Source organism: Mumia sp. Pv4-285 (assembly GCF_041320275.1).
Lineage (GTDB): Bacteria > Actinomycetota > Actinomycetes > Propionibacteriales > Nocardioidaceae > Mumia > Mumia qirimensis.
Genome location: NZ_CP162023.1, coordinates 1,612,628 through 1,634,709 on the forward strand (window position 1 = coordinate 1,612,628; position 22,082 = coordinate 1,634,709).

Annotated in this window: 27 protein-coding genes; 16 read left to right on the top strand and 11 right to left on the bottom strand. The window is 71.4% G+C overall.

The window, feature by feature from the left end; genetic code table 11:
* Window positions 1–46: 46 nt before the first annotated feature.
* Entirely contained in the window at window positions 47–880 is an 834-nt protein-coding gene (locus tag AB3M34_RS07795; protein ID WP_370618765.1) for a siderophore-interacting protein, read from the top strand.
* Between the two features lie 54 nt (window positions 881–934).
* Here AB3M34_RS07795 and AB3M34_RS07800 read toward each other — a convergent pair whose 3' ends face one another.
* Entirely contained in the window at window positions 935–1,234 is a 300-nt protein-coding gene (locus AB3M34_RS07800; RefSeq protein WP_370618766.1) for a zf-TFIIB domain-containing protein, read from the bottom strand.
* A 4-nt stretch (window positions 1,235–1,238) separates the two neighbouring features.
* Window positions 1,239–1,463, bottom strand: a complete 225-nt coding sequence (locus AB3M34_RS07805) for a hypothetical protein (RefSeq protein WP_370618768.1) — start codon at window positions 1,461–1,463, stop codon at window positions 1,239–1,241.
* A gap of 45 nt (window positions 1,464–1,508) precedes the next feature.
* On the opposite strand from AB3M34_RS07805, the gene AB3M34_RS07810 reads away from it, so the two are divergent.
* Window positions 1,509–1,895: a nitroreductase family deazaflavin-dependent oxidoreductase gene (locus AB3M34_RS07810; protein ID WP_370618770.1), complete on the top strand. Its 387-nt coding sequence runs from the start codon at window positions 1,509–1,511 to the stop codon at window positions 1,893–1,895.
* Between the two features lie 11 nt (window positions 1,896–1,906).
* Here the strand turns inward: AB3M34_RS07810 and AB3M34_RS07815 are convergent, their stop codons facing one another.
* Window positions 1,907–2,782, bottom strand: coding sequence for a LysR family transcriptional regulator ArgP (locus AB3M34_RS07815; RefSeq protein ID WP_370618772.1), 876 nt, complete (start codon window positions 2,780–2,782; stop codon window positions 1,907–1,909).
* A 70-nt stretch (window positions 2,783–2,852) separates the two neighbouring features.
* Here AB3M34_RS07815 and AB3M34_RS07820 point away from each other — a divergent pair, with 70 nt between their 5' ends.
* The 3 genes from AB3M34_RS07820 to AB3M34_RS07830 all read left to right on the top strand — a co-directional run bounded on the left by AB3M34_RS07820 (window position 2,853) and on the right by AB3M34_RS07830 (window position 5,842).
* Window positions 2,853–3,467, top strand: coding sequence for a LysE/ArgO family amino acid transporter (locus AB3M34_RS07820; protein ID WP_370618774.1), 615 nt, complete (start codon window positions 2,853–2,855; stop codon window positions 3,465–3,467).
* 78 nt (window positions 3,468–3,545) lie between these two features.
* Window positions 3,546–5,228 (top strand): serine/threonine-protein kinase, encoded by a 1,683-nt coding sequence (locus AB3M34_RS07825; RefSeq protein WP_370618776.1) that lies wholly within the window; start codon window positions 3,546–3,548, stop codon window positions 5,226–5,228.
* Window positions 5,229–5,233: 5 nt separating this feature from the next.
* Complete coding sequence (locus tag AB3M34_RS07830; RefSeq protein WP_370618778.1) at window positions 5,234–5,842, top strand: hypothetical protein; 609 nt, start codon at window positions 5,234–5,236, stop codon at window positions 5,840–5,842.
* 17 nt (window positions 5,843–5,859) lie between these two features.
* Here AB3M34_RS07830 and AB3M34_RS07835 read toward each other — a convergent pair whose 3' ends face one another.
* A complete protein-coding gene (locus AB3M34_RS07835) occupies window positions 5,860–6,354 on the bottom strand; it encodes a MarR family winged helix-turn-helix transcriptional regulator (RefSeq protein ID WP_370618780.1) in 495 nt (164 codons plus the stop codon).
* A 79-nt stretch (window positions 6,355–6,433) separates the two neighbouring features.
* Between AB3M34_RS07835 and AB3M34_RS07840 the strand changes: the two genes are divergently transcribed.
* The 5 genes from AB3M34_RS07840 (at window position 6,434) to AB3M34_RS07860 (ending at window position 10,668) form a co-directional block, all read left to right on the top strand.
* Window positions 6,434–8,665, top strand: coding sequence for an LLM class flavin-dependent oxidoreductase (locus AB3M34_RS07840; protein WP_370618782.1), 2,232 nt, complete (start codon window positions 6,434–6,436; stop codon window positions 8,663–8,665).
* 77 nt (window positions 8,666–8,742) lie between these two features.
* Window positions 8,743–9,270, top strand: coding sequence for a Dps family protein (locus AB3M34_RS07845; RefSeq protein WP_370618784.1), 528 nt, complete (start codon window positions 8,743–8,745; stop codon window positions 9,268–9,270).
* A gap of 140 nt (window positions 9,271–9,410) precedes the next feature.
* Complete coding sequence (locus AB3M34_RS07850; RefSeq protein WP_370618786.1) at window positions 9,411–9,884, top strand: universal stress protein; 474 nt, start codon at window positions 9,411–9,413, stop codon at window positions 9,882–9,884.
* Window positions 9,881–10,297 carry a fluoride efflux transporter FluC gene (locus tag AB3M34_RS07855; protein WP_370618788.1) on the top strand — a complete coding sequence of 139 codons (417 nt, stop codon included), beginning with the start codon at window positions 9,881–9,883 and terminating at the stop codon, window positions 10,295–10,297. Before AB3M34_RS07850 ends, AB3M34_RS07855 begins: the two co-directional genes overlap by 4 nt.
* Entirely contained in the window at window positions 10,294–10,668 is a 375-nt protein-coding gene (locus AB3M34_RS07860; RefSeq protein ID WP_370618790.1) for a fluoride efflux transporter FluC, read from the top strand. The genes AB3M34_RS07855 and AB3M34_RS07860 overlap by 4 nt, the downstream gene beginning before the upstream one ends.
* Window positions 10,669–10,734: 66 nt before the next feature.
* Here the strand turns inward: AB3M34_RS07860 and AB3M34_RS07865 are convergent, their stop codons facing one another.
* The 4 genes from AB3M34_RS07865 to AB3M34_RS07880 form a co-directional block, all read right to left on the bottom strand.
* On the bottom strand, window positions 10,735–11,652 hold the full coding sequence (locus AB3M34_RS07865; protein ID WP_370618791.1) for a glycine betaine ABC transporter substrate-binding protein: 918 nt from the start codon (window positions 11,650–11,652) through the stop codon (window positions 10,735–10,737).
* A 53-nt stretch (window positions 11,653–11,705) separates the two neighbouring features.
* Window positions 11,706–12,575 carry an ABC transporter permease gene (locus AB3M34_RS07870; protein WP_370618793.1) on the bottom strand — a complete coding sequence of 290 codons (870 nt, stop codon included), beginning with the start codon at window positions 12,573–12,575 and terminating at the stop codon, window positions 11,706–11,708.
* Window positions 12,568–13,752, bottom strand: coding sequence for a quaternary amine ABC transporter ATP-binding protein (locus AB3M34_RS07875; protein ID WP_370618795.1), 1,185 nt, complete (start codon window positions 13,750–13,752; stop codon window positions 12,568–12,570). Before AB3M34_RS07875 ends, AB3M34_RS07870 begins: the two co-directional genes overlap by 8 nt.
* A 433-nt stretch (window positions 13,753–14,185) precedes the next feature.
* Entirely contained in the window at window positions 14,186–14,725 is a 540-nt protein-coding gene (locus AB3M34_RS07880; protein ID WP_370618797.1) for a class I SAM-dependent methyltransferase, read from the bottom strand.
* A gap of 32 nt (window positions 14,726–14,757) precedes the next feature.
* Here AB3M34_RS07880 and AB3M34_RS07885 point away from each other — a divergent pair, with 32 nt between their 5' ends.
* A complete protein-coding gene (locus AB3M34_RS07885; protein WP_370618798.1) occupies window positions 14,758–15,339 on the top strand; it encodes an HhH-GPD-type base excision DNA repair protein in 582 nt (193 codons plus the stop codon).
* A 70-nt stretch (window positions 15,340–15,409) separates the two neighbouring features.
* Here AB3M34_RS07885 and AB3M34_RS07890 read toward each other — a convergent pair whose 3' ends face one another.
* Window positions 15,410–16,087 carry a fasciclin domain-containing protein gene (locus AB3M34_RS07890; RefSeq protein ID WP_370618799.1) on the bottom strand — a complete coding sequence of 226 codons (678 nt, stop codon included), beginning with the start codon at window positions 16,085–16,087 and terminating at the stop codon, window positions 15,410–15,412.
* Window positions 16,088–16,110: 23 nt separating this feature from the next.
* Complete coding sequence (locus tag AB3M34_RS07895; protein WP_370618801.1) at window positions 16,111–17,685, bottom strand: molybdopterin-dependent oxidoreductase; 1,575 nt, start codon at window positions 17,683–17,685, stop codon at window positions 16,111–16,113.
* A 130-nt stretch (window positions 17,686–17,815) separates the two neighbouring features.
* Between AB3M34_RS07895 and sigK the strand changes: the two genes are divergently transcribed.
* Window positions 17,816–18,415 (top strand): ECF RNA polymerase sigma factor SigK, encoded by a 600-nt coding sequence (sigK, locus tag AB3M34_RS07900; RefSeq protein WP_370618802.1) that lies wholly within the window; start codon window positions 17,816–17,818, stop codon window positions 18,413–18,415.
* Entirely contained in the window at window positions 18,412–19,131 is a 720-nt protein-coding gene (locus tag AB3M34_RS07905; RefSeq protein ID WP_370618803.1) for an anti-sigma factor, read from the top strand. Before sigK ends, AB3M34_RS07905 begins: the two co-directional genes overlap by 4 nt.
* Here AB3M34_RS07905 and AB3M34_RS07910 read toward each other — a convergent pair whose 3' ends face one another.
* Window positions 19,132–19,668 (bottom strand): mycothiol transferase, encoded by a 537-nt coding sequence (locus AB3M34_RS07910; RefSeq protein ID WP_370618805.1) that lies wholly within the window; start codon window positions 19,666–19,668, stop codon window positions 19,132–19,134.
* Between the two features lie 132 nt (window positions 19,669–19,800).
* Between AB3M34_RS07910 and AB3M34_RS07915 the strand changes: the two genes are divergently transcribed.
* From AB3M34_RS07915 to AB3M34_RS07925, 3 genes are read left to right on the top strand one after another with little or no spacing between them, the layout of a single operon-like run.
* The gene (locus tag AB3M34_RS07915) at window positions 19,801–20,961 is read left to right on the top strand and encodes an LLM class flavin-dependent oxidoreductase (RefSeq protein ID WP_370619969.1); all 1,161 of its coding nucleotides are present in this window, start codon (window positions 19,801–19,803) and stop codon (window positions 20,959–20,961) included.
* On the top strand, window positions 20,958–21,575 hold the full coding sequence (locus AB3M34_RS07920) for an FMN reductase (RefSeq protein WP_370618807.1): 618 nt from the start codon (window positions 20,958–20,960) through the stop codon (window positions 21,573–21,575). The genes AB3M34_RS07915 and AB3M34_RS07920 overlap by 4 nt, the downstream gene beginning before the upstream one ends.
* A 49-nt stretch (window positions 21,576–21,624) precedes the next feature.
* On the top strand, window positions 21,625–22,047 hold the full coding sequence (locus AB3M34_RS07925; RefSeq protein ID WP_370618808.1) for a hypothetical protein: 423 nt from the start codon (window positions 21,625–21,627) through the stop codon (window positions 22,045–22,047).
* Window positions 22,048–22,082: the final 35 nt, after the last annotated feature.

The window sequence follows — 22,082 nt, forward strand, 5'->3', positions numbered from 1 at the left end:
GGAGGATTGGTTAGGTTTACCTAACTCATCCGTCCGAGGAGGACCTGTGGCCCGCACGAACCTGGACTCGACCCACGTCGAGGCCCGCACGCCCGGCTTGACCACCCTGCACGTCCTTCGGCGGACGCAGGTGTCCCCGAGCTTCGTGCGCGTCACCCTGGGAGGCGGGGACGTCGCCGACTTCGTCGCGCTCGGGTACGACCAGTGGTTCCGGCTCTTCCTTCCGGTCTCCGACACCTCACTCACGCGGGTCCCGAAGAAGCTCACCACACTCTCGTACCTGAAGTTCCTCACCGTCTCGAAGACCGATCGCCCGGTGCTGCGCAACTACACCGTGCGCGCCTACCGGGCGGACGGCGCCGACGGGCCGGAGCTCGACGTCGACTTCGTCGTCCACGGCTCGACCGAGGACGGCACGGCAGGCCCGGCTGCATCGTGGGCACAGACCTGCAGCCCCGGGGACGCCGTCGCCGTCCTCGACGAGGGCGTGTGCTTCAACCCGCCGCCCGGGACGTCCCGCGTCGTGCTCGCGGCGGACGAGACGGGCCTGCCCGCCGTGGCAGGGATCCTGGGCTCGCTCGACGTCGACGCGGCCGGCCACGTCGTGGTCGAGGTCCCCACCGACGGCGATCGCCAGGACCTCGATGCGCCGGCCGGGATCGACATCACCTGGGTCGTCCGCGACGACCACGCCGCCGTGCCCGGTCGGGCGGCGCTCGCTGCCGTGCAGGCGCTCGAGCTCCCTGACGAACCGGCGTACGCCTGGGTCGTCGGGGAGTCCGGCCTCGTGACGGGCGCGCGACGCCACTGGGTGCAGGCCGGCCTGCCGAAGGAGAGCATCACGTTCGTCGGCTACTGGAAGGCGGGCAAGGCCCACTGAGTCGTCGAGGCGCCCTCTCGGGGGTGAGGGCGCCTCGACCCGCGGCTGGGAGCCTCAGTCGAACAGGTCGGAGAGCCAGTTCTCCTTCTTCTTCCGCTTGTAGCCGCGGTCGTCGTAGCCACGCTGCTGGTAGGAAGGCTGCTGGTACGACTGCTGCTGAGGGCGCTCCTGGTAGGTCGGCGCGGGCGCCGGGGCCGGAGCGGCTGCGGGCGGGGCCTGGGTGCCGGCACGGTCGATGATCTTGTCGAGCTCGCCGCGGTCGAGCCAGACGCCGCGGCACTCCGGGCAGTAGTCGATCTCGATCCCGCTGCGTTCGCTCATCACGAGGGTGGTCTCGTCGTTGGGGCATCTCATGGGTTCATCCTGCTGGGTCGGAGGGCCGCAACCAAGGGTCGTCCTCGTTGCTCGACCGCTGTGCCAGCATCGCAAGGACGGTGGGCTCCTCCGACGACAGCCGCTCGACCTCTTCGCCGCCGTCGCACCGGCACAGCGCGACGGTCGCTCGCGCGGAGGTCCGGGCCACGACTTGCCAGGTCCCGCCGGCGTCTTCCCAGCGCTCCAGCATCTCGATGACGTCGGTCACGACACCATCATGGCGCGGTCCCGCCGGCCGTGGGACCCTTCGAGCATGCCGATCCCGACCCGCGTCGGTCGCTTCAACCGTGCCCTGCCCAACCGGCTGATCGTGCACGTCGCGCCGTTCGTGCCGGGCTTCGGTGTGGTCACGCACCGCGGACGGACCTCGGGCCGTGCCTACCGGACCCCGGTCGCGGTGTTCCGGCGTGGCGACGAGGTGGCCATCGCGCTCGTGTACGGGCCCGGGGCGGACTGGGTCCGCAACGTGCTGGCCGCCGGTGGTGCGACGGTGACGACACGGCGGCGCTCGATCGACCTGACGGCGGTCCACCAGGTCCACGACCCCGGTCGGCGACGCGCGCCGCGGCTGATCAGGCCGCTGCTCGGCGCGTTGCGCATCGACGACTTCGTGATCGGGGAGGTCGCCTCCGAGCGGTGAGAGGCGGGAGGTCAGCGCAGGTGCAGGCCCGCACCCTCGCGTACCGCCTCCGACAGGACGGCGAGGGCGGGGGACTCTAGCTGGTACTGGTGCCAGAACAGCCTCACGTCGGCGCGGGCGTCGGCAGCGATCGCCCGGACCGCGCCCGAGGCCTCAAGGTCCGTCGCGTGGAGCGCAGGAAGCATCCCCCACCCGATCCCGAGCCGGATCGCCTCCCGGAACGCGTCCGACCCGGGCACGTAGTGGTGCGGCGGATCCGTACGGTCGCGGGTGACGCTCCGGACGAACCGGCGCTGCAGGTCGTCGACGCGATCGAAGTTCACGAAGGGAGCCCGGGCGAGCGACGCCGGCGACACTCCGTCGGCGAACCAGCGGTCGATGAACGCGGGGCTCGCCATCGCGCGGTAGCGCATCGTCCCGAGCGCGGTGACGGAGCAGCCGGGCACGCGCTCGGCCTCCGCCGACACGGCGGCGAGCGCGGAACCGTCCCGCAGCCGTGCGAGGGAGTGCCGTTCGTCCTCGCGCTGGACGTCGATGCGCACCCGGTCGAGGACCGGCGCGACCGAAGGAAGGAACCAGGTCGCGAGCGAGTCTGCGTTCACGACGACGGCGACGGTGGGCGGGGTGTCCTCGGCACGAGAAGGACGGAGCTCGCGCACGAGGAGGTCGACCTGGCGCGAGAGGCGCAGCACCTCCGCGCCCTGCTCGGTCATGACGACCGGCCGCGTCCGGCGGACGAGGACGCGCCCGGTCGCCGCCTCGAGCGCCTTGACGCGCTGGCTCACGGCCGACGGGGTCACGCGCAACGCTGCGGCAGCAGCCTCGAAGCTACCTTCGTCGATGACGGCGACCAGCGTACGAAGCTGGTCGAGGGCAAGATCCTTCATTAAGTGCTCCTTCATCGAGGTAAGAAAGTTTAGCTGGACTGAAGGAGACAGGCTGCCTACCGTCGAAGGCGTGGCAGATACATCGTCGGTCGTGGTGGCCGGACTTCTCACGGGCCTCTCGCTGATCGTGGCGATCGGCGCCCAGAACGTCTTCGTCCTCAGGCAGGGGCTCCGTCGTGAGCACGTCGGCACCGTGATCCTCGTCTGTGCGCTGTCCGACACCGTGCTGATCGTCGCCGGCGTCGCAGGCATGGGAGCGCTGATCACCGGAGTGCCGGCGCTGGTCACGGCGGCACGCTGGGGAGGCGCGGCCTTCCTCGCGGCTTACGGCCTGCTGGCGGCGCGCCGGGCCGTCTCCGGCGGCCGGCTCGACGTGGACGACCGCGGCGCGCGGACATCCACCTGGGTCGTGGTCTCGACCGCGCTCGCCCTGACCTGGCTCAACCCGCACGTGTACCTCGACACGGTCCTGCTGCTGGGCTCGGTGGGCTCCTCGTACGGTGGCTCCCGCTGGCTGTTCGCGCTCGGGGCGGTGACAGCGAGCTGGGGGTGGTTCGCCGCGCTCGGGTACGGATCGCGCCTCCTGCGGCCGGTCCTCGCGCGTCCCGCGGCGTGGCGGGCCGTCGACGCGGGAATCGCCCTCGTGATGTTCTCGGTGGCGTACGCGTTGGTCCGCGGAGCGTGACGCGCCGCCGGGAGACGGCCGTTGGCCGGGAGCGTTGCTACGCTTCCCAGACAGCACCGACGACGTACGAGGGGCCGGATGTCAGCGGGCGAAACCGCGGAGGACCATGTCCCGACGGTCCAAGTGGGCGACCGTCGGGCTGAACGCGATGCCCCGACGACCCGCGTCGCGACCGCGACGCCACAGCCGCTGGACGCGGAGGTCGCGGCGGTCGGCCCGTACCGGCTGAAGGGCTTGATCGGCTCCGGCGGCTTCGGTGCGGTGTACGTCGGACGTGCTCCGGGCGGTCAGCCCGTGGCGGTCAAGCTCCTGACGTACGTCGGAGACGGTGCACGCGAGCGCTTCGCGCGGGAGGCCGAGCTCTTGCACCGGCTCGGCGGCGCCGGGTTCCCTCGTTACCTCGACGGTGACCTTCGCGCCGCTCGGCCCTGGTTCGCGATGGAGCTGCTGGAGGGGGTCACCGTCGCCGACGCCGTCCGCCACGTCGGCCCGCTATCCGAGGAGACGGTGGTCACGGCGGCTCTCGACGCCGCGCGCTCGCTCGGCCGACTCCACGACCTCGGCTACGTCCACCGCGACGTGAAGCCCGCCAACGCCGTCCTCGCCGGGCGCCGCGCAACCCTGATCGACGTCGGCATCGCGAAGGGTGAGCACGTCCACGACCTCACCACCACCGGCGAGATGATCGGATCCGTCGCGTGGGCCGCACCCGAACGCCTCGCAGGGGACCGGGGCACGACGGCGAGCGACGTTTACGGGATCGGTCTGCTCATCGCGTTCGCGTCCTCCGGCGCGATGCCGTTCCCGCGCGGCGACGATGCCGCGACGATGAGCGCGGTCGCCGAGGGGCGCAGCGACCTGTCGGGCGTGCCCGACGCACTCCTCCCGCTCGTACGCCGCACCACGGCCGTCGCCCCTGAGGCCCGCCCGCCGATGCGCGAGGTCGTCGCCGAGCTCCAGCGGATGGCGCCCGGCGCGCTGACCCCGCAGCGGCCGACCCGCACGCCCGAGGTGCCGAGCCCGACGCGGGTCGCTTCCGCCGTCGCGCCGACCCCGCGTCCGGTGCCAGAGCCGCCGGCGGCGAGCCCGCCGGCGCCGCAGACGGTCGCCGTACCCCAACCGACGCCACCTGCCGGCCCGCCCGACGGTCTGCAACGGATGTTCGACAACCGCCACCTCGCGCTCGCGCTCAAGGCGGCTCACGAGCGCGGCTACGACGCCACAGCGGTCCACCTGGTGGCGCGCGCGCAGCGCAGGACCCACCGCAAGGCCGTGAGGGCGCTCGACCCGGCTCGTGTGAAGGCGTCGATCTGGCGCCGCAACGGCTGGTGGGACGGCCAGTACGCAGGTCGTCGGCGGTTCCCCGACACCGAGCAGGGGTGGTCCCAGGAGCGGGCGATGGTCCGGCGGGGGTGGTGGCTCGACAAGGCGGCAGGCGTCCTCGCGCTCGTCGCGTTCCTCGCGGTCGTGGTCGGCAGCCTGACCGGTCAGGACGCGTCCGTGCGTGCGCCCTTCGGCTGGTTGCGTCAGATCCTGCCGGTCGTCGAGATCGGAGGACGAGCCATCGCGTGGGACCTGGTCGGCCTGCTCATCGCGGTCGCCGCGGCGCTCTACGGGGCAGTGCGCATCTCGCGCAACGCGCAGCGCGACCGCGGTGTCGGCGCGCCGCAGAGCATCCGCTTCGCGCCGGGTCTGATCGCCCTCGGCTACGCGGTCGTGGCTGCGGCGGGCCTGCTGGCGCTCCTCGGCGTGCTGACCTGACCGGCGTGGTGCGGTTCAGGTCCGGTGTCGGCGCGAAGCTGGTCCCGATCGTGGCGGTGGCGCCGGGCATCGTCGGCGTCGCGCTCGCGGCGGCGGTCATCGATCAGGGCGCGGTTCCCGATGACGCAGCGCTCCCGGTGCTCACGACGCTCGCGGTCTCGGCGCTCTTCGGGACGGCGGCCCTCCTCGCCTCGCCCTCGCACCGCTGGGATCTCTCGCGCGGTGTGATCCAGCTCGGCGGTCGCGAGATCTGGTTCCGTGAGATCGAGCGCGTCGTCGTGTTCACCGGGTTCCGTGGATGGCGCGGGATGGCGTTCTTCGGTCCCGCCGGGCGGGTCCGTCGGCTCGGAGCGGACCTGTCCTTCGGGACGCGCTCCGCGCTGGGCCGCGACCAGTGGGTCGCCCTGCGTGCGCTGCTCGCTGCACCTTGGGCGCCTCCACTGCAGGCGTACGGACACGTGAGCTATCGCGCGATGGACTCGGAGCCTCCGCTGCGATCGGTCTCCGGCGAGGCTGCGCTCCGGCTCGTGGACGCACAGATCGCCTGGATCGACGCGGGGCGTCGGTCAGCGAGCACGGAGTCGCCGGTCGGGCGGTTCCTCACCGGGCGCTGATTCGGACAGGCTCGCCGTCAGTCCTCCGCGAGCGCGGCGCGGCACTGCGGATCCTCGTCGGCGGCGCGCGCGAGCCGGGCGCCGAGGAGGGTCGCGGTCTCGGCCAGGTCGTCGACACGGTCCGGACCGAGGGTGTCGACGACGAGCGACCGCAACGACGCCTCGCGTACGGCGCGGGCCTGGGCGGCCGCCTCCCGCCCCTCGGCCGTGACGACGACGTCGGCGCTGCGGCCGTCTGCCTCACACGTCTCGCGGGCGAGGAGGCCGCGCTGCTCCATCCGTCGGGTCTGGTGGGAGAGGCGACTCTTCTCCCACTCGAGCGCGAGCCGCAGGTCGCGGGCGCGCAATCGTCCGGCAGGCACGTCGACCAGTGCCTCGAGGACCGCGTAGTCGGCGTCCGAGAGCCCTGTCTCGCGCGTGATCTCACGCGCCAGGTGACGCACGAGGCGCTCGTGCGTGGCCGCGTACGCGCGCCAGGCGTCGAGCGAGGTGTCGGTCGGTGTCGCGGTCACGTCCTCCACCGTACTCGGAGGTTGATGTGTCATCCAGCCCGCGCTACGGTTGATCCATCAACCAAACCTGGAGGACCGCATGCCCGACTACGGCCACGACCTGAGATTCGGCACGTTCATCACACCCCAGAACGCCGCGCCCGACCAGGTCGTCGCTCTGGCACAGCTGAGCGAGCAGGTCGGATACGACCTGGTCACCTTTCAGGACCACCCGTACCAGCCGGCATTCCTCGACACGTGGACGCTCCTCAGCTACGTCGCAGCGCGGACCGACCGCGTTCACCTCGCCCCGAACGTCCTGAACCTCCCGCTGCGCAACCCTGCCGTCACCGCACGCTCCGTGGCGAGCCTCGACCTGCTGACCGGCGGCCGGATCGACCTCGGGCTCGGCGCCGGAGCGTTCTGGGAGGCCATCGAGGCGATGGGCGGCCCGAGACTCACGCCCGGAGAGAGCGTGACCGCGCTCAGCGAGGCGCTCGACGTCATCCGCGGGATCTGGGCGGCGGGCGAGCGCGGCGGCGTGTTCGTCCAGGGCGAGTTCCATTCCGCGAACGGCGCCAAGCGGGGTCCGGCGCCGGCTCACGACGTGCCGATCTGGCTCGGCGCCTACAAGCCGCGCATGCAGCGGCTCATCGGTGAGAAGGCCGACGGATGGCTGCCGAGCCTGAGCTACCTCCAGCCGGGCGGCCTGACCGCCGGCAATGCCGTGATCGACGAGGCCGCGCAGGCTGCCGGGCGTGATCCGCGTGAGATCCGGCGCCTGCTGAACATCTCCGCCGGCGACCTCGGTGGCGGTGACGTCCTTCGAGGGCCGTCGCAGGCCTGGGTCGAGCAGCTCCTCCCGTACGTGATCGAGGACGGGATCAGCACGTTCATCCTCGGCACGGACGATCCCCGCACCATGCAGGAGTTCGCCGACGACGTGATCCCGGCGCTGCGTGAGGCGGTCGACGCGCAGCGGGAGACCTCGCCGTCGGGCGAGCGCGTGCGCGGTCCGGGAGCGGTCGCCCGCCGATCGGCGGGGATCGACTACGACGCCGTCCCCGAGTCGCTGGCCTCGGACGCCGTCGAGCCGGGCGACGCGGCGTACGCGAGGGTCCGGCACAGCTACGTCCACCCGGGCAGTCCGGGACTGGTCCTGCGGCCGGCCGACACGGGCGGCGTCGCGGAAGCCGTGGCGTACGCGCGCCGTCAGCCGGTGCCGTTCGTCGCCCGCAGCGGGGGACACGGCGTCGGCGGTGTCTCGACCAACGACGGAGGGATCGTCATCGACCTGGGTCGGCTCAAGACAGTGGAGGTGCTCGACCGCGAACGGCGGCTCGTACGGCTCGGCGCGGGCCTGCGCTGGCGCGAGGTCGCCCAGGCCCTCGCACCGCACGGGCTGGCGATCAGCTCCGGAGACTCGGGCGACGTCGGCGTCGGGGGACTGGGGACGTCGGGAGGCATCGGCCTCCTCGCCCGCTCGTACGGTCTCACCATCGACCACCTCGTCGGTGCCGAGGTGGTCCTCGCCGACGGCACGGTGGTCCGGACCGACGCCGACCACGACCCGGACCTGCTGTGGGCGCTCCGTGGAGGCGGCGAGTACGTCGGGGTGGTCACCAGCCTCGACGTCGAGGCCATGGAGCTGACCGACGTCGTGCTCGCCGTGATCGTGCACCAGGTCGAGGACTCGGCCGACTATCTCGCCCGGCTCGGCGCTCTGACGGAGGCGACACCGCGCCAGCTCACCCCGTTCACGACGCTGTTCCCGGCCGGCGACGGCCAGACGTACGCCCGGATCATGCTCGTCTGGGCTGGCGACGACACCGAGGCGGCGGTCGGCTCGATCGAGCCGTACCTCCATCTCGCCCCGGTCCTGCAGCAGCAGGCGCAGGTCGCGCCCTACAAGGGCATCATCCGCTCCACCGGCGACCCGACAGCCGGACACCCCCAGCCGCCGACCCGCTCGGCCCTGGTCGCGCACCTCGGCGACGACGCCGTACGGGCGGCGGGACGACTGATGGACGAAGGCCGACTCGGGCTCATCCAGGTCCGCGCCTTCCCGGGTGCGGCCGGTGACGTGGACGTCGACGCGACCGCCTTCGCCCACCGCGACCGCGCGTACAGCGTGATCGTCATGGCGGCCACGGGTCAGGACCTCGACGGCGAGTGGGACCCGCTCGTGGACGCCGTCTACGGGAACTTCGAGACCGTGACCACGCCGGAGACGATCGCAAAGACGTTCCCACCCGCGACGCTGGCGCGCCTGCGCCAGGTCAAGGCGGCGTACGACCCCGACGGTGTGCTCGGGCGGGCACCGCTGGGGTGACCGAGCCCACTGGAAACAGCGGCAGCCCCGTGGTTGCCTGGAGGAAAGACACGCACGCGAAGAAGGAGGAGCACCTGATGACCAGCACGACGAAGCGCGACACCAACCGGACGGTCGAAGCACCCTTCCGGGCCTCCCAGCAGATGGCCGACCACCTTCAGCAGCTGCACGTCGACCTGATCGACCTCCACCTCGTCGGCAAGCAGGCGCACTGGAACGTCGTCGGCAAGAACTTCCGCGACCTCCACCTGCAGCTCGACGAGATCGTGGCAGCGGCACGCGGGTTCAGCGACGACGTCGCGGAACGGATGCGGGCGGTGTACGTCACGCCCGACGGTCGTGCCGCCACGGTCGCCGAGCGGAGCAGCCTGCCGGCCTTCCCACCCGACGAGGTCGACACCGCGGAGACGGTCGACCTCGTGACGAGCGCACTGCACGCGGTCGCGGCGACCGCACGGCGCATCCACGACGACGTCGACGAGGAGGACCCGACGACGGCCGACCTGCTGCACGCGGTCCTCGAGCGCCTCGAGCAGCTGGCGTGGATGGTCGAGTCGGAGAACCGCATCGCCAACCGCAGCATCCCGCGGCCGATCCACGAATGACCCCAGGGTGAGCATGGGCTCGCCGTCGTCGTGCCCGGCGGGACTACGATGAGCGAGGCGATGGATCCCGCCGAGACCCCACCGGTCTGAGCCGCCGTCACGGCTGATGGACCCTGTGCCGTTCGAGACAGGAGCATGCCGTGGCCGACGCATCGGACCAGCGCCCCGTCGTGGTGGGCGTCAACGCCACCCAGGATGCCGTCGTCCTGCGCGAGGCGGCATCGCTCGCAGCACGTCTGGACACCGGCCTCGTCTGTGTCTGGATCGACACGGCCCGGCTCCCGCGCGAGGGCGACGGCACCGACGCGTCCAGCGTTCCCGTCGACCCCGACGTGGTCGGCGCGGACGACGGGGAGTCCGAGGTGCTCGCGCGGGTGCGGTCGGTGCTCGACGGATCCGCAGCGCGGTGGAGGCTGGTGCGCGCCAGCGGGGAGGTCGTCAGGGCGCTGACGACGGTTGCGTCGACGTACGACGCGCAGCTCCTGGTCGTCGGGACCCGTCGGCCGGGGATCGTCGAGTGGGTCGACGCGGCGATCGGCGGCTCGGTCGCGGCGCACCTGGCGCACACGCAGCGGCGGCCGGTGGTGGTCGTCCCGCAGGGCCGGTCCGAGTGAGGGGGGCCGCGAGGCGCCCGGTCTTCCTCCTCGTCGTCGTTCTCGGCGGAGCGGCCGGGACCCTCGGACGCGCCGGTCTCGGTGAGCTCTGGCCCCACGACCCCGACGCCCTGCCGCTCGCCACCGGGACGGCGAACGTGGTCGGCGCCTTCCTCCTGGGACTCCTGCTCGAACGCCTGGTCGTGGGGGGAGAGGAGACACCGCCGCGGCTGCTGCTGCGGCTCGGCCTCGGCGCCGGGGTGCTCGGTGGTTTCACGACCTTCTCCGGGCTCGCCCTGGACACGGTGACTCTCGTACGGGCGGACGCCCTCGCGCTCGCCCTCGCGTACGCGGTCGGATCGGTCGTCCTCGGGCTCGCGGCGTGCCTGGCCGGAGTCCGTCTCGGTGCCGGACGACGGTGGGAGTCGCGGTGAGCGCGGCGACGTGGGTCCTCGTCGGTCTGCTCGGCGGGACAGGCGCGGGGTGCCGGTTCCTGGTCGACAGCGCCGTGCGCTCGCGCTGGCCCACCGCGATGCCGTGGGGGACGATCGTGGTCAACCTGAGCGGGTCGCTGCTGATCGGCGTCCTCGCCGGCGCGCACCTCGCGGGCGTCGTCGGCACGGACACCTACACCGTCGCCGCGGTCGGATTCTGCGGCGGTTACACGACCTTCTCGACGGCGATGCTTGAGACCGTGCGCCTCACCCAGGCGGGCGACGTGCGGCGGGCCGCGCTCAACGTGACCGGGACGCTCGTCCTCACCTGCGTGCTCACGGCGGTCGCACTCGTCGGCGTGCAGGGGTGACGGGCGGTCGTACGAACGACGGCCAGCCCCGCACGGGACCGGCCGTCGTTCGCGCTGCGGGATGGGTCAGCTCACGCCGGCCTTCTCCTTGAGGTCGTCGACGAAGGTCGGGTTGTCCTCGAGCCACTGGTCGACCGCGTCCTCGGGGTCCACGTCGTCGCCGGAGTTGAACATCAGGTTCTCGAGGGAGAACAGCTGCTCATCGGTGAGCGTGAAGGAGCCGAAGAGGTCGGCCAGGTCGGGGTACCGGTCGGCGAAGTCCTTCGTACCGTAGGTGTGGACCTCCTCGGCCCCACCCAGCCTGCCCTCGGGGTCCTCGAGGTCACGGACGGGGAACTCGTCGTACGCCCAGTGCGGGCGCCAGAGCGTCACCGCGATGTTGTCGCCGCTCTTGGTCGCACTCTTGAGCTCGGCCAGCATCGCGGGCGTCGAGGACGTGACGAAGTCCATGTCCTCGAGGCCGTAGGTCGGGATCACGTTCTCCTCGGTGGCCTTCGTGAGCCCGGCGCCCGGCTCGATGCCGACGATCCGGTTCCCGTAGTCGTCACCCATGGCCTTCAGGTCAGCGATCGTCTTCGCCGGCGAGGACTCGTTCACGGCGATCGTCAGCTTCGCGTTGTCGTACCACGTGCCGAGGTCGCTCAGGTCGTCGCCGTACTTGTCGAGGTAGGACTTGTGCGTCGTCGGCAGCCAGGTGTCGAAGAGCACGTCGAAGTCACCACCGGCGAGCCCGGTGAAGATCACGCCGATGTCGGCGGTCTCGGTCTCGACGTCGTAGCCCTCGTCCTCGAGGACCGACTTCCACAGGTGGGACACCGCGATGCCCTCGTCCCATCCGGACGGGATCCCGATGGAGATGCTCTTGCTGTCCTCGCCGCTCGCCGAGTCCTCGCCGCCGCATGCCGCGAGGCCGGCGCTCAGGACGAGCGCCGAGGCCACGGCAGTGAGGCCGCGAAGGATTCCGGGGGTGCGTACGCGTGACATGTGTTCCTTCCTTCGACGGGAGTTGGTCTCCCGCCTGGGTTGGGGTGTGCCGGTCAGGTGCGGGCGGTCGCCAGCGCCTTCGCGACGGGAGCGCGGGCCGAGAGGCCCGCGGTGACGCGATCCAGGTAGATCGCGAGGATCACGACCGCGATCCCGGCTTCGAAGCCGGTGCCGACGTCGATGCTGGAGAGCGCGGAGTAGACGTCGCGGCCGAGTCCGTCCGCGCCGACCATGCCCGCGATGACGACCATGGACAGCGCGAGCATGATCACCTGGTTGACGCCGGCCATGATCGTCGGCAGGGCCAGCGGAAGCTGGATCTGGCGCAGGATGCGGCGCGGCGGCGCACCGAACGCCTGCCCGGCCTCGACGATCTCCGCGTCGACCTGCCGGATGCCCAGCTCCGTGAACCGGACACCCGGCGCCATCGCGAAGATGACGGTCGCGACGATGCCCGGGACGACACCGGTGAGGAAGATGACCACGACCGGGATCAGGTAGACGAACGCCGGCATCGTCTGCATGAAGTCGAGGACCGGCCGCACGACCGCGGAGACGGTGTCGTTGCGCGCGGCCCAGATCCCCACCGGGATGGCGATGACCAGCGCGATCACCGACGCGACGAGCACCAGCGCGAGCGTCTTCATCGCGTTCTCCCACTGGTCGACGCCGGCGATCACCACGAAACCGATCGCGGCGACGACGGCCGTCCGCCAGCCGGCGGCCAGGACCGCGAGCACGACGAGCAGTCCCGCCATCAACCAGAACGGCGGCGCCAGCAGCGCCTCGCTGAGCAGGTCGAACGCGCCGGAGAGGATGTCCTTCACGACGTCGAAGACAGGGTCGAAGGTGTCGGTCACCCAGTCGACGACGTTCTCGACCCAGTCGCCGAGGGGGATGCGGGGGATCGGTCCCTCATTCATCGGTACCTCCCGTGGTCGTGTCGGTCGGTGCCATCGCGTTCAGAAGTGTCGCCCGCGGGACGACGCCGACGAGGCGCCCGTCGTCGTCGGTCACCGCCACCGGGAGCGGCTGCTCGGCCGCCGGGGCGAACACGTCCGCGAGGGGCGTGGTCGTCCGGACGGAGGGCACGTCGTCGAGCTCCAGGTCGGCGAGCGTCTCGCGACCGGCGCGCAACGCGGCCGCGGCGGCGGTGTCGCGCACGACCCCACGGAGCACGCGCTGACGGTCGACGACGTAGGCCGCGGGCACCTGCGCGTCGCGCATCGTGCGGCTCGCCTGTCGCGGACCGCCGGTCAGCGGGACGACGGCCGCCGGGCGCACCATCACGGCCGAGGCGGTGAGAACGCGGCTGCGGTCGACGTCGGCAGTGAACTGCGCGACGTAGTCGTTCGCCGGGTCCGAGAGTATCTGCTCAGCCGTCCCGACCTGCGCGATGCGGCCGTCGCGCATGACGGCGATGCGGTCGCCGATGTGCATGGCCTCGTTGAGGTCGTGCGTGATGAAGACGATCGTCTTGCCGAGGCGCCGCTGCAGGTCGAGCAGCTGCTCCTGCATCTCGCGCCGGATCAGCGGGTCGAGCGCGGAGAAGGCCTCGTCCATCAGCAGGATGTCGGTGTCGGCGGCCAGCGCCCGCGCGAGCCCGACACGCTGGCGCATGCCACCGGACAGCTGGGACGGCAGAGAGTCCTCCCAACCGTCGAGGCCGACCAGTGCGAGCGCGTCGCCGGCCTTGGCGCGCCGTTCCTTCTTGCCGACACCTTGGATCTCGAGGGGGTACGCCGCGTTGTCGAGCACCGTGCGGTGCGGGAGCAGGGCGAAGTGCTGGAACACCATGCTGACCCGCGCCTGCCTGAGCGCGCGGAGCTCGCGTGCGCCTACGGCGCTCAGGTCGTCGTCCCCGACGAGGACGCGACCCGCGCTCGGCCGCCACAGCCCGTTGAGCATGCGGATCAGGGTGGACTTGCCCGAGCCGGACAGACCCATCACCACGAAGATCTCGCCTGCGCGGACCTCGAGGCTCGCGTCGATGACGGCGGCGGTGCCGTACGCCTTGACCTCGTCACGGCTCGCGCCGGACTCGAGGCGTCGTACGGCCTCGGAGGGGCGGGGCCCGAACACCTTGTACACGTTCTCCACGCGAAGCGTGACCGGTGCGTCGTCGCTGCGTGACGACGGTTGCGTCGGTGTCGGATCAGGGGCGGCAGTCGCCGGGGGTGTTGCTGGGGGACGGGTCGGGGGTTCGGGAGAAGGGGGTCCTTGACTCACGCCGGGGGTCATAACGGGACGTCCTCGCCACCTTTCGGTCGTCTCTGCGCGCGCCGCGTCGGGGGTCGACGCGAGGGGCGTCAGGCGCAGCGTTGCTTCACGTTGTCGACGTCGGCACCGAAGGTGCCCGTGACCGGGGTCCCGCTGGAGGCGGGCGCGCCGTGCAGTCGTACGTCGCGCTCTCTCCATCGTGCCTGGTCAAGGTCACGACAGGTAACGGCAGGGGGGTGTTTTGAGCCTTACGTCGCCATGCGGTCGACCGGAATTCACCGTCTGACCAGGAAAGTTGCAGGTCTCAACTTCGTTATCGGTTCGTGATGCCCTGCCGGCCTCGAGAGGCTGTGAACCCCCCGAGTCGTGGCGCCGCTGTGAAGCCGGTCACGCCCCCGAGACCGCCGCCGCGGAGGGACCTCGAGCAGCCGTCCGCGACCCGTCCGTCCACCGATCCGGACGGTGTCTCGAAGAACAGCCAGAGCGTTCCGCCGGGACGTAGCACCCGACCGAGCTCGGCTGTCAGCGCGGAGGCGTCGCCGGTCCAGAACGCGTTCACGTTGACGGCGAACACGACGTCGAGCGCAGCGGACGGGAGCGTGGTCACGACGTCCTCGATCGCTCCGCGGCGCACCTGCCAGCGGGCCTCGGAACCCGTGTCCGCGCAGCGCTGCCTCGTACGGCTCTCGGAGACCGCCGAGCGGTCGACGCTCAGGTACGAGCCGCCGGCGCCGAGGCGCTCGAGGACGAGCTGTGCTGCTACGCCCGGGCCACCGCCGATCTCCAGAACGTCGCTCGACGGCGTGAGCGGGAGAGCCTCGACGGCGGCGGCGATGCGTCCGGGCACAGGCATGCCCCACCGTACGACGGTGGGATGATCGACGCATGAGCCTCAACCTCACCGGTGACGCCGACGCCGACCAGCTCCTCGACTCCGACCCGTTCGCGCTGCTCGTGGGCATGCTGCTCGACCAGCAGTACCCGATGGAGGCGGCGTTCGCCGGGCCGTACAAGCTCGCGCAGCGGCTCGGGACCCTCGACGTGGCGACGATCGCCGAGCAGGACCCCGAGACGTTCGCCTCGATGTGCGCGACCCCGCCGGCGGTGCACCGCTATCCCGGGGCGATGGCGAAGCGGATCCAGGAGCTCGCCCGACTCGTCGTCGCGGAGTACGACGGCGACCCCACCCGCATCTGGACCGACGGCGACCCCGACGGCAAGACCGTCCTCAAGCGCCTCAAGGCGTTGCCCGGGTACGGCGACCAGAAGGCCCGCATCTTCCTCGCCCTCCTCGGCAAGCAGCGGGGGATCGAGCCGCAGGGCTGGCGCGAGGCGGCGGGCGCGTACGGCGAGGACGGCTCACGCCGCTCCATCGCCGACGTCGTCGACGCCACGACGCTGCAGGAGGTGCGCACCTTCAAGAAGGAGCAGAAGGCGGCTGCGAAGGCGGCCAAGGCGGACGGATAGGTCCCGGCTCGTTCCTCGACCCTCGACCAGCGGGGTCACCCGCTGGTCGAGGGGCGGAGGGATCAAGACCTCAGCTCGGGGGCATCAGCACCGTGTCGATGAGGTAGACGGTCGCGTTGGCCGTCTTGACGCCGCCGCAGATGACCTTCGCGTTGTCGCCTCCGACCGTCAGTGCGTCCGGTGAGCCCTTGACCTCGACCTCCGCGCCGTTGGCGGTGGGGTGCGTACCGACGACCTCGTCCGGGCTGAGCTGGCCCGGCACGACGTGGTACGTCAGCACCGAGGTCAGCGTCTCGGCGCCGGGCGGCGTCGACAGCGTCGCCACGGTCTCCTTCGGGAGCTTCGCGAACGCGTCGTCCACCGGTGCGAAGACGGTGAACTCGTCGCCGTTCAGCGTGTCGACGAGGTTGACGTCGGGGTTGAGCTGGCCGCTGACCGCAGCGGTGAGCGTCTTGAGGAGCGGGTTGTTCCCGGCGGCGGTCGCCACCGGGTCCTGGGCCATCCCGTCGACCGACCCGGCGCCGTCGGGCACCTGCTCGGCGTACGCGGCGCAGCCCGGTCCGACCAGGTCGGACGAGGCTTCGGACATCTCGGTGGCGTCGTCGCTCGGCGACGCAGAGGCGCTCGACGAGTCGCTCGCTCCGGCGTCGGAGTCGTCGCCGCCGCACGCGGAGGTGACGAGGGTGAGCGAGGCGAGGAGGACTGCCGTCGCGAAGAGCCGGTTCTTGCCTGTGGTGGTACGCATCATCGTGCCTTCCTGTAGTGGATCGGTCACTTCACCGAGAACCTGACGCTGTGCCAGCCGGTGGATCCGTCCGGGCGCGGTTGAGCCCGGTCGGAGGTCTGGGTGTTGCCGTCTGCATCGGTCGCGCGCACCGTGAGCTCGTGGTCACCCGGAGTGGCGTCCTGCCACTGCCAGGTCCACTGGCGCCAGGTGTCGATGCCGTCCTGGGGCACGAGGCGCGCAGGTTCCCACGGCCCGTCGTCGACACGCACCTCGACGTTGTCGACCCCCACGTGCTGCGCCCAGGCCACGCCGCCGACCCGTACCGCGTCGGGGGCGAACGACTCGAACGAGCGAGGGACGTCGATGCGGGACGCGAGCTTGATCGGTGCCTTCTCGGCCCAGCCACGCTCGGTCCAGTACGCCTCGAACTCGGAGAACCTCGTCACCTCGATGTCGACCAGCCACTTGGTCGCCGACACGTAGCCGTACAGGCCGGGGACGACCATGCGCGCAGGGAACCCGTGGTCGAGGGGGAGCGGCTCGCCGTTCATCGCGATCGCGATCATCGCGTCCCGCCCGTCGGTTACGACGTCCAGCGGCGTGCCGATGACCATCCCGTCGGCACTCGTGCACTTGAGCGCGTCGGCGCCGTCGCGGACACCGGCGCGACGAAGGAGGTCAGTGAGCGGGACACCGATCCAGGTGGCGTTGCCGGCGTACGGTCCGCCGACCTCGTTCGAGACGCACGTCAGCGTGATGCGGCGTTCGATCAGACGTTGGTCCAGCAGCTCGGCGAAGTCCAGCTCGAGCTCCTGGTCGACGTCACCGTGGATGCGCAGACGCCAGGTGTCGGCGGGGACGTCGGGGACGATCAGTGCGGTGTCCACGCGATAGAAGTCCCGGTTGGGCGTCAGGTAGGGGGAGATGCCGCGGAGCGGGTCCGTCCCGGCCGGGAGCGGCGGTGCTGCGCTTGCGGGCGCGGGGATCTTCACCGCGGCGCGCGACGTCGCCGCGCCCGACGTCCCGAGCGTCCGGCTGATGCCGGCGCCGACGGTGGCGACGGCGGCCGTGCCGAGGACGGCGACGAGGAAGCGGCGGCGGTCGAACCCGGACGGCAGGTCGTCTCCGGGACGACGCCCGAGCGGATCGGCTCCCGCGTCGGGCTCGCGCGCCTCTCGCAACGGTCGGAGCAGGAGAACGATCGCGGTGGCCCCGACCGCCGTCGTCACCAACGGCGCGAGCAGCGCGACCACGAGCGAGGCGGAGGTGGAGGTGTCGACGGCGGTCGCGAGGGCGGCGAGGGCTCCCAGCGCCAGCACCAGCCCGACCGCGACCTCGATCCGGGTCAGTCCGATCCAGCCGGCGACCGCTGCCAGCGCGACGAGAACGACTGCCATCCCCCCGAGAAGGACGGCCTTGTCGTTCTCGCCGAACTGGCGTACGGCGAAGTCCTTCAAGAACCCCGGCGTTCGTGCGACCACGGCGTTGCCGACCGCGATCACGGGGGAGGGTCCCCCGGTGAAGACCGCGGTCGCCGACCCCGCTGCTATGCCGGCGAGTCCTGCGAGGACTCCCGCACCTGCAGCGAGGGTTCGATGAGCAACCGTGGTTTCGACCATGCCCCTGATTCGGCACCAGCGGGGCGTCGGATGGGTGGATGACGGCAGAATGAGGACCAGACCCTCGGACCCATCCACCACGCCCGCAGCGTCGAATCACCCGTGACATCCCCCAGGAGCAGGAGCAGCGATGCCAGGTCCGGAGCGCGGTCGACGCATGGAGGCCCACGACGGCGGCCCGCCGATCGAGGACGCGCTCGAGCCGCTGATGGCTCGCGTCGCACGTGGTGACGAGCAGGCGTTCGGCGCGGTCTACGACGCGCTCGCCGGGACCGTCTTCGGCCTCGTACGCCGGGTCGTCCGCGACCCCGTCCGGGCCGAGGAGGTGACCCAGGAGGTGTTCCTCCAGGTCTGGCAGAAAGCCCCCCGCTTCGATGCGGCACGCGGCCGTCCCAAGACCTGGGTGCTCACGCTGGCGCACCGCCGCGCGGTCGACGCCGTACGCCACGACCAGGCGGCGGCGGACCGCGACCAGCGCTACGACTGGTCGGGAGGACCGGCGTACGACCAGGTCGCCGACGAGGTCACCGTGCGCCTCGAGCACCAGGCCGTACGACGCTGCCTCGAGACCTTGACCGAGCTCCAGCGGGAGGCGGTCGGCCTGGCCTACTACCAGGGACACACCTACGCCGAGACGGCGTCGATCCTCGGCGCGAACCCGGCAACGGTCAAGACACGACTTCGGGACGGTCTCATCCGTCTCCGCGACTGCCTGGGGGTGACGGCATGACCAGCGATCCGCACAACCTCTCGGGCGCGTACGCGCTCGACGCCCTCGACCCGACGGAGCGTGACGCGTACGAGGCTCACCTCGCCGAGTGCTCCGACTGCGCCGAGGAGGTCCATGGCTTCCGTGCGACGGCGGCCCGTCTCGGCGCCGCCGAGGAGGTGCTGGTGCCCGAGCACCTGCGTCGCGCGGTTCTCGACGCCGTCGCCCGCACCCCGCAGGAGCGTCCGGTCGTCGTCGACCTCGCCGGGCACCCGCGTGCTCGTCGGATGACGCGAGCGCTGCTGGTGGCTGCGGCCCTCGCGCTCATCGTGGGGTCTGCGGTGTTCGGCGTGACGCAGCGCGACCGGGCGGATGAGTCCGTAGCGCAGCAGGAGGCGATCGCCGCCGTCCTGGCCGCTCCCGACGCGGCGATGGTGTCGTCGCCGGTCGAGGGCGGCGGGACGGTCCGCGTCGTGCAGTCTGCCGATCTCGCCAAGGCCGTGATGGTCGTCTCGGACCTTCCCCGGCTGGACGAGGACGAGGACTACCAGATGTGGACCCAGAGCGACGGGACCATGCACAGTGCAGGCGTGCTGCCACGCGACGAGCAGGAGTCCCGCGCGGCGCACGTCATGGACGACGTCTCCGGAGTCACGGCGGTAGCGATCAGCATCGAGCCGGCCGGAGGGTCGGAGGAGCCGACGTCGGACCCGATCGTGCTGATCGAGACCGCCTGACTATCCGAGCCCAGCGCGCTCGGCGAGGCCTCGGACGTACGAGGCCTGCCCGAGATGCTGGATGCTGTCGTCGAGCATGCTGACGATCCGGACGGACGCCGTGACGGGCGGGTCCCAGCGCGTGTCGACGACGCGGGCGAGCTCGTCGACGTCGAGCCCGCGGACGTAGTCGCGGAGGCGGTCGGTCACGTCGTGGTGATAGCCGGCGAGGTGCGAGCCGCTGACGACCACCTCGCCGGCCTCGTCGGCGGACTGGCCGTAGCCGGTGGCCGAGACCGGGAAGGGAAGACCGAGCCGGTCGAACCACCCGCCTGCCGTCCAGGCCTGCGGTGCGCCGGTCAGGTCCGAGCCGTGGTCGTCGAGCACCCGAGCCTGGTGCCACAGCAACCAGCACACGGTGTTGGACTGCGGGTCCGGCCGATAGGTGCCGATCGGAGTCGGCAGGTCGTCCGTGAGGGTGTCGACCAGCTCGTCGATCCGGTCGACGTGGTCGAGCAGCAGGGAACGGAGGGCCTCGAGGGTGGGTTCGACACTCATGGCTGCCACGTTAAGGGTGGCGACCGACATCGCGGGGCTCGGTGCCGCTGGGAATAGCCCTCCCGTGCAGATAGTTGAAGGGTGTACTAGTTTGATCCAGTGATCGCAGACGCGGTCGGAGAGAAGGCAGAGATGCAGTTCGGGATCTTCACCGTCGGTGACGTCACGACCGACCCCACCACGGGTCGTACGCCGACGGAGCACGAGCGGATCAAGGCGACCGTCGAGATCGCCAAGAAGGCCGAAGAGGTGGGTCTGGACGTCTTCGCGACCGGCCAGCACCACAACCCGCCCTTCATCCCGTCCGCCCCCACCACCACGCTCGCCTACATCGCCGCCCAGACCGAGCGGATCATCCTCTCGACGTCGACGACGCTGATCACGACGACCGACCCGGTCCGGATCGCGGAGGACTACGCCACGCTGCAGCACCTGTCGGACGGTCGCAACGACCTCATGATGGGGCGCGGCAACACCGGCCCGGTCTACCCGTGGTTCGGTCGTGACATCCGGGACGGCATCGAGCTCGCGATCGAGAACTACCACCTCCTGCGGCGCCTGTGGACCGAGGACGTCGTCGACTGGGAGGGCAAGTTCCGTACGCCCCTCCAGGGCTTCACCTCCACCCCGCGGCCCCTGGACGGCGTCGCGCCGTTCGTCTGGCACGGATCGATCCGCAGCCCCGAGATCGCCGAGCAGGCCGCCTACTACGGTGACGGGTTCTTCTCGAACCACATCTTCTGGCCGGCCAGCCACACCGAGCGGATGATCGCCTTCTACCGCCAGCGCTTCGAGCACTACGGCCACGGCAGCGCCGACCAGGCCATCGTCGGCCTCGGCGGCCAGGTCTTCATGCGCAAGAACAGCCAGGACGCGGTCAACGAGTTCCGGCCGTACTTCGACAACGCACCGGTGTACGGGCACGGGCCCAGCCTCGAGGACTTCACCCGCGAGACCCCGCTCACCGTCGGCAGCCCTCAGCAGGTCATCGAGCGGACGCTCGGGTTCCGCGACTACGTCGGCGACTACCAGCGTCAGCTCTGGCTGATGGACCACGCCGGCCTGCCGCTGAAGACGGTGCTCGAGCAGCTCGACATCCTCGGCGAGGAGGTCGTGCCGGTCCTCCGCAAGGAGTTCGCCGCGCTCAAGCCGGACCACGTGCCCGACGCCCCGACCCACGCGTCCCTGGTCGCCGCCGCCGGCGGCGGGCACGACGCCACCGTCCACGCCCAGGGTGACGACGTCACCGGACGCTCGCCCGAGCAGACCATCGCCGAAGAGGTGTCCGCATGACCACCCGAAGGATCGCCGTCGTCAGTGCGGGTCTGAGCCAGCCGTCGTCCACCCGGCTGCTGGCCGACCGCCTGGCCCAGGCCGTCCGCGACGACCTGATGACCAGGGGTGTCGACGCCGAGGTGACGGTGCACGAGCTGCGTGAGCACGCGCACGAGATCACCGATGCGATGCTGACCGGGTTCGCCCCGGCCGGGCTCCAGTCGGTGGTCGACGACGTCGTCGCCGCCGATGGGCTGGTCGTCGTCACGCCGATCTTCACCGCGTCGTACTCGGGCCTGTTCAAGTCCTTCTTCGACGTGCTCGAGAAGGACGCTCTCGCCGGTAAGCCCGTGCTGGTCGCAGCGACGGCGGGCACCGCCCGTCACTCGCTCGCACTCGAGCACGCGCTGCGTCCGATGTTCGCCTACCTGCGTGCCGTAATCGTCCCGACGGCCGTGTTCGCGGCGTCGGAGGACTGGGGCGGTGTGGACGGCGTCAGCGGAGCGCTCCAGGCGCGAGTCAGGCGCGCGGGTGCCGAGCTCGCAGACCTGGTGGCGTCGCGGCAGTCGTCGGCCCCCGCCGACCCGTTCGCGCTGACCACGTCCTTCGAGGACATGCTCGCCGGACGGTGACACCGCGTGGCACCGAGACTCGGGCAGGTCGATGTGCTGTGATGCGGGCATGCGCAGGCCGGTGACGTTGTCCGACCGGGCGCGCGGGTACGGGCTGTGGCCGGGAGACGTCCTCGCCAGCCTGCCCGGCGCCCGGCTCGGTCACGTCTCGTTCCAGTCGGGCTCGGAGCCGGTCATGGTCGTGACGCTTCTCCTCCCGGCCGACATCTCGCCCGTCGCCGACGTCCCGGTGCGGGTCGTCCTGACCTTCGCCGACGCCCGCGTGCGCTCCTGGCGGCCGTCGTGGCGTGCGCGCCTGCGTCCTTCCCGGACCGAGCGGCCGCAGCTGGTGGAGATGAACCGTGGGCGCGCCGGCCGCTACCGCCTGCTGCACACCGCCGGGCGCATCGTGGTGAAGGGCCGCGAGCTGCTGGTCGACGTCGTCCCCGCGAACCATCTCGTGTCGGTGAGCGACGACGCCGTCGCCTCCTGACCGGGACGCCGGGTGCGCGTGGGCCGGACGATACG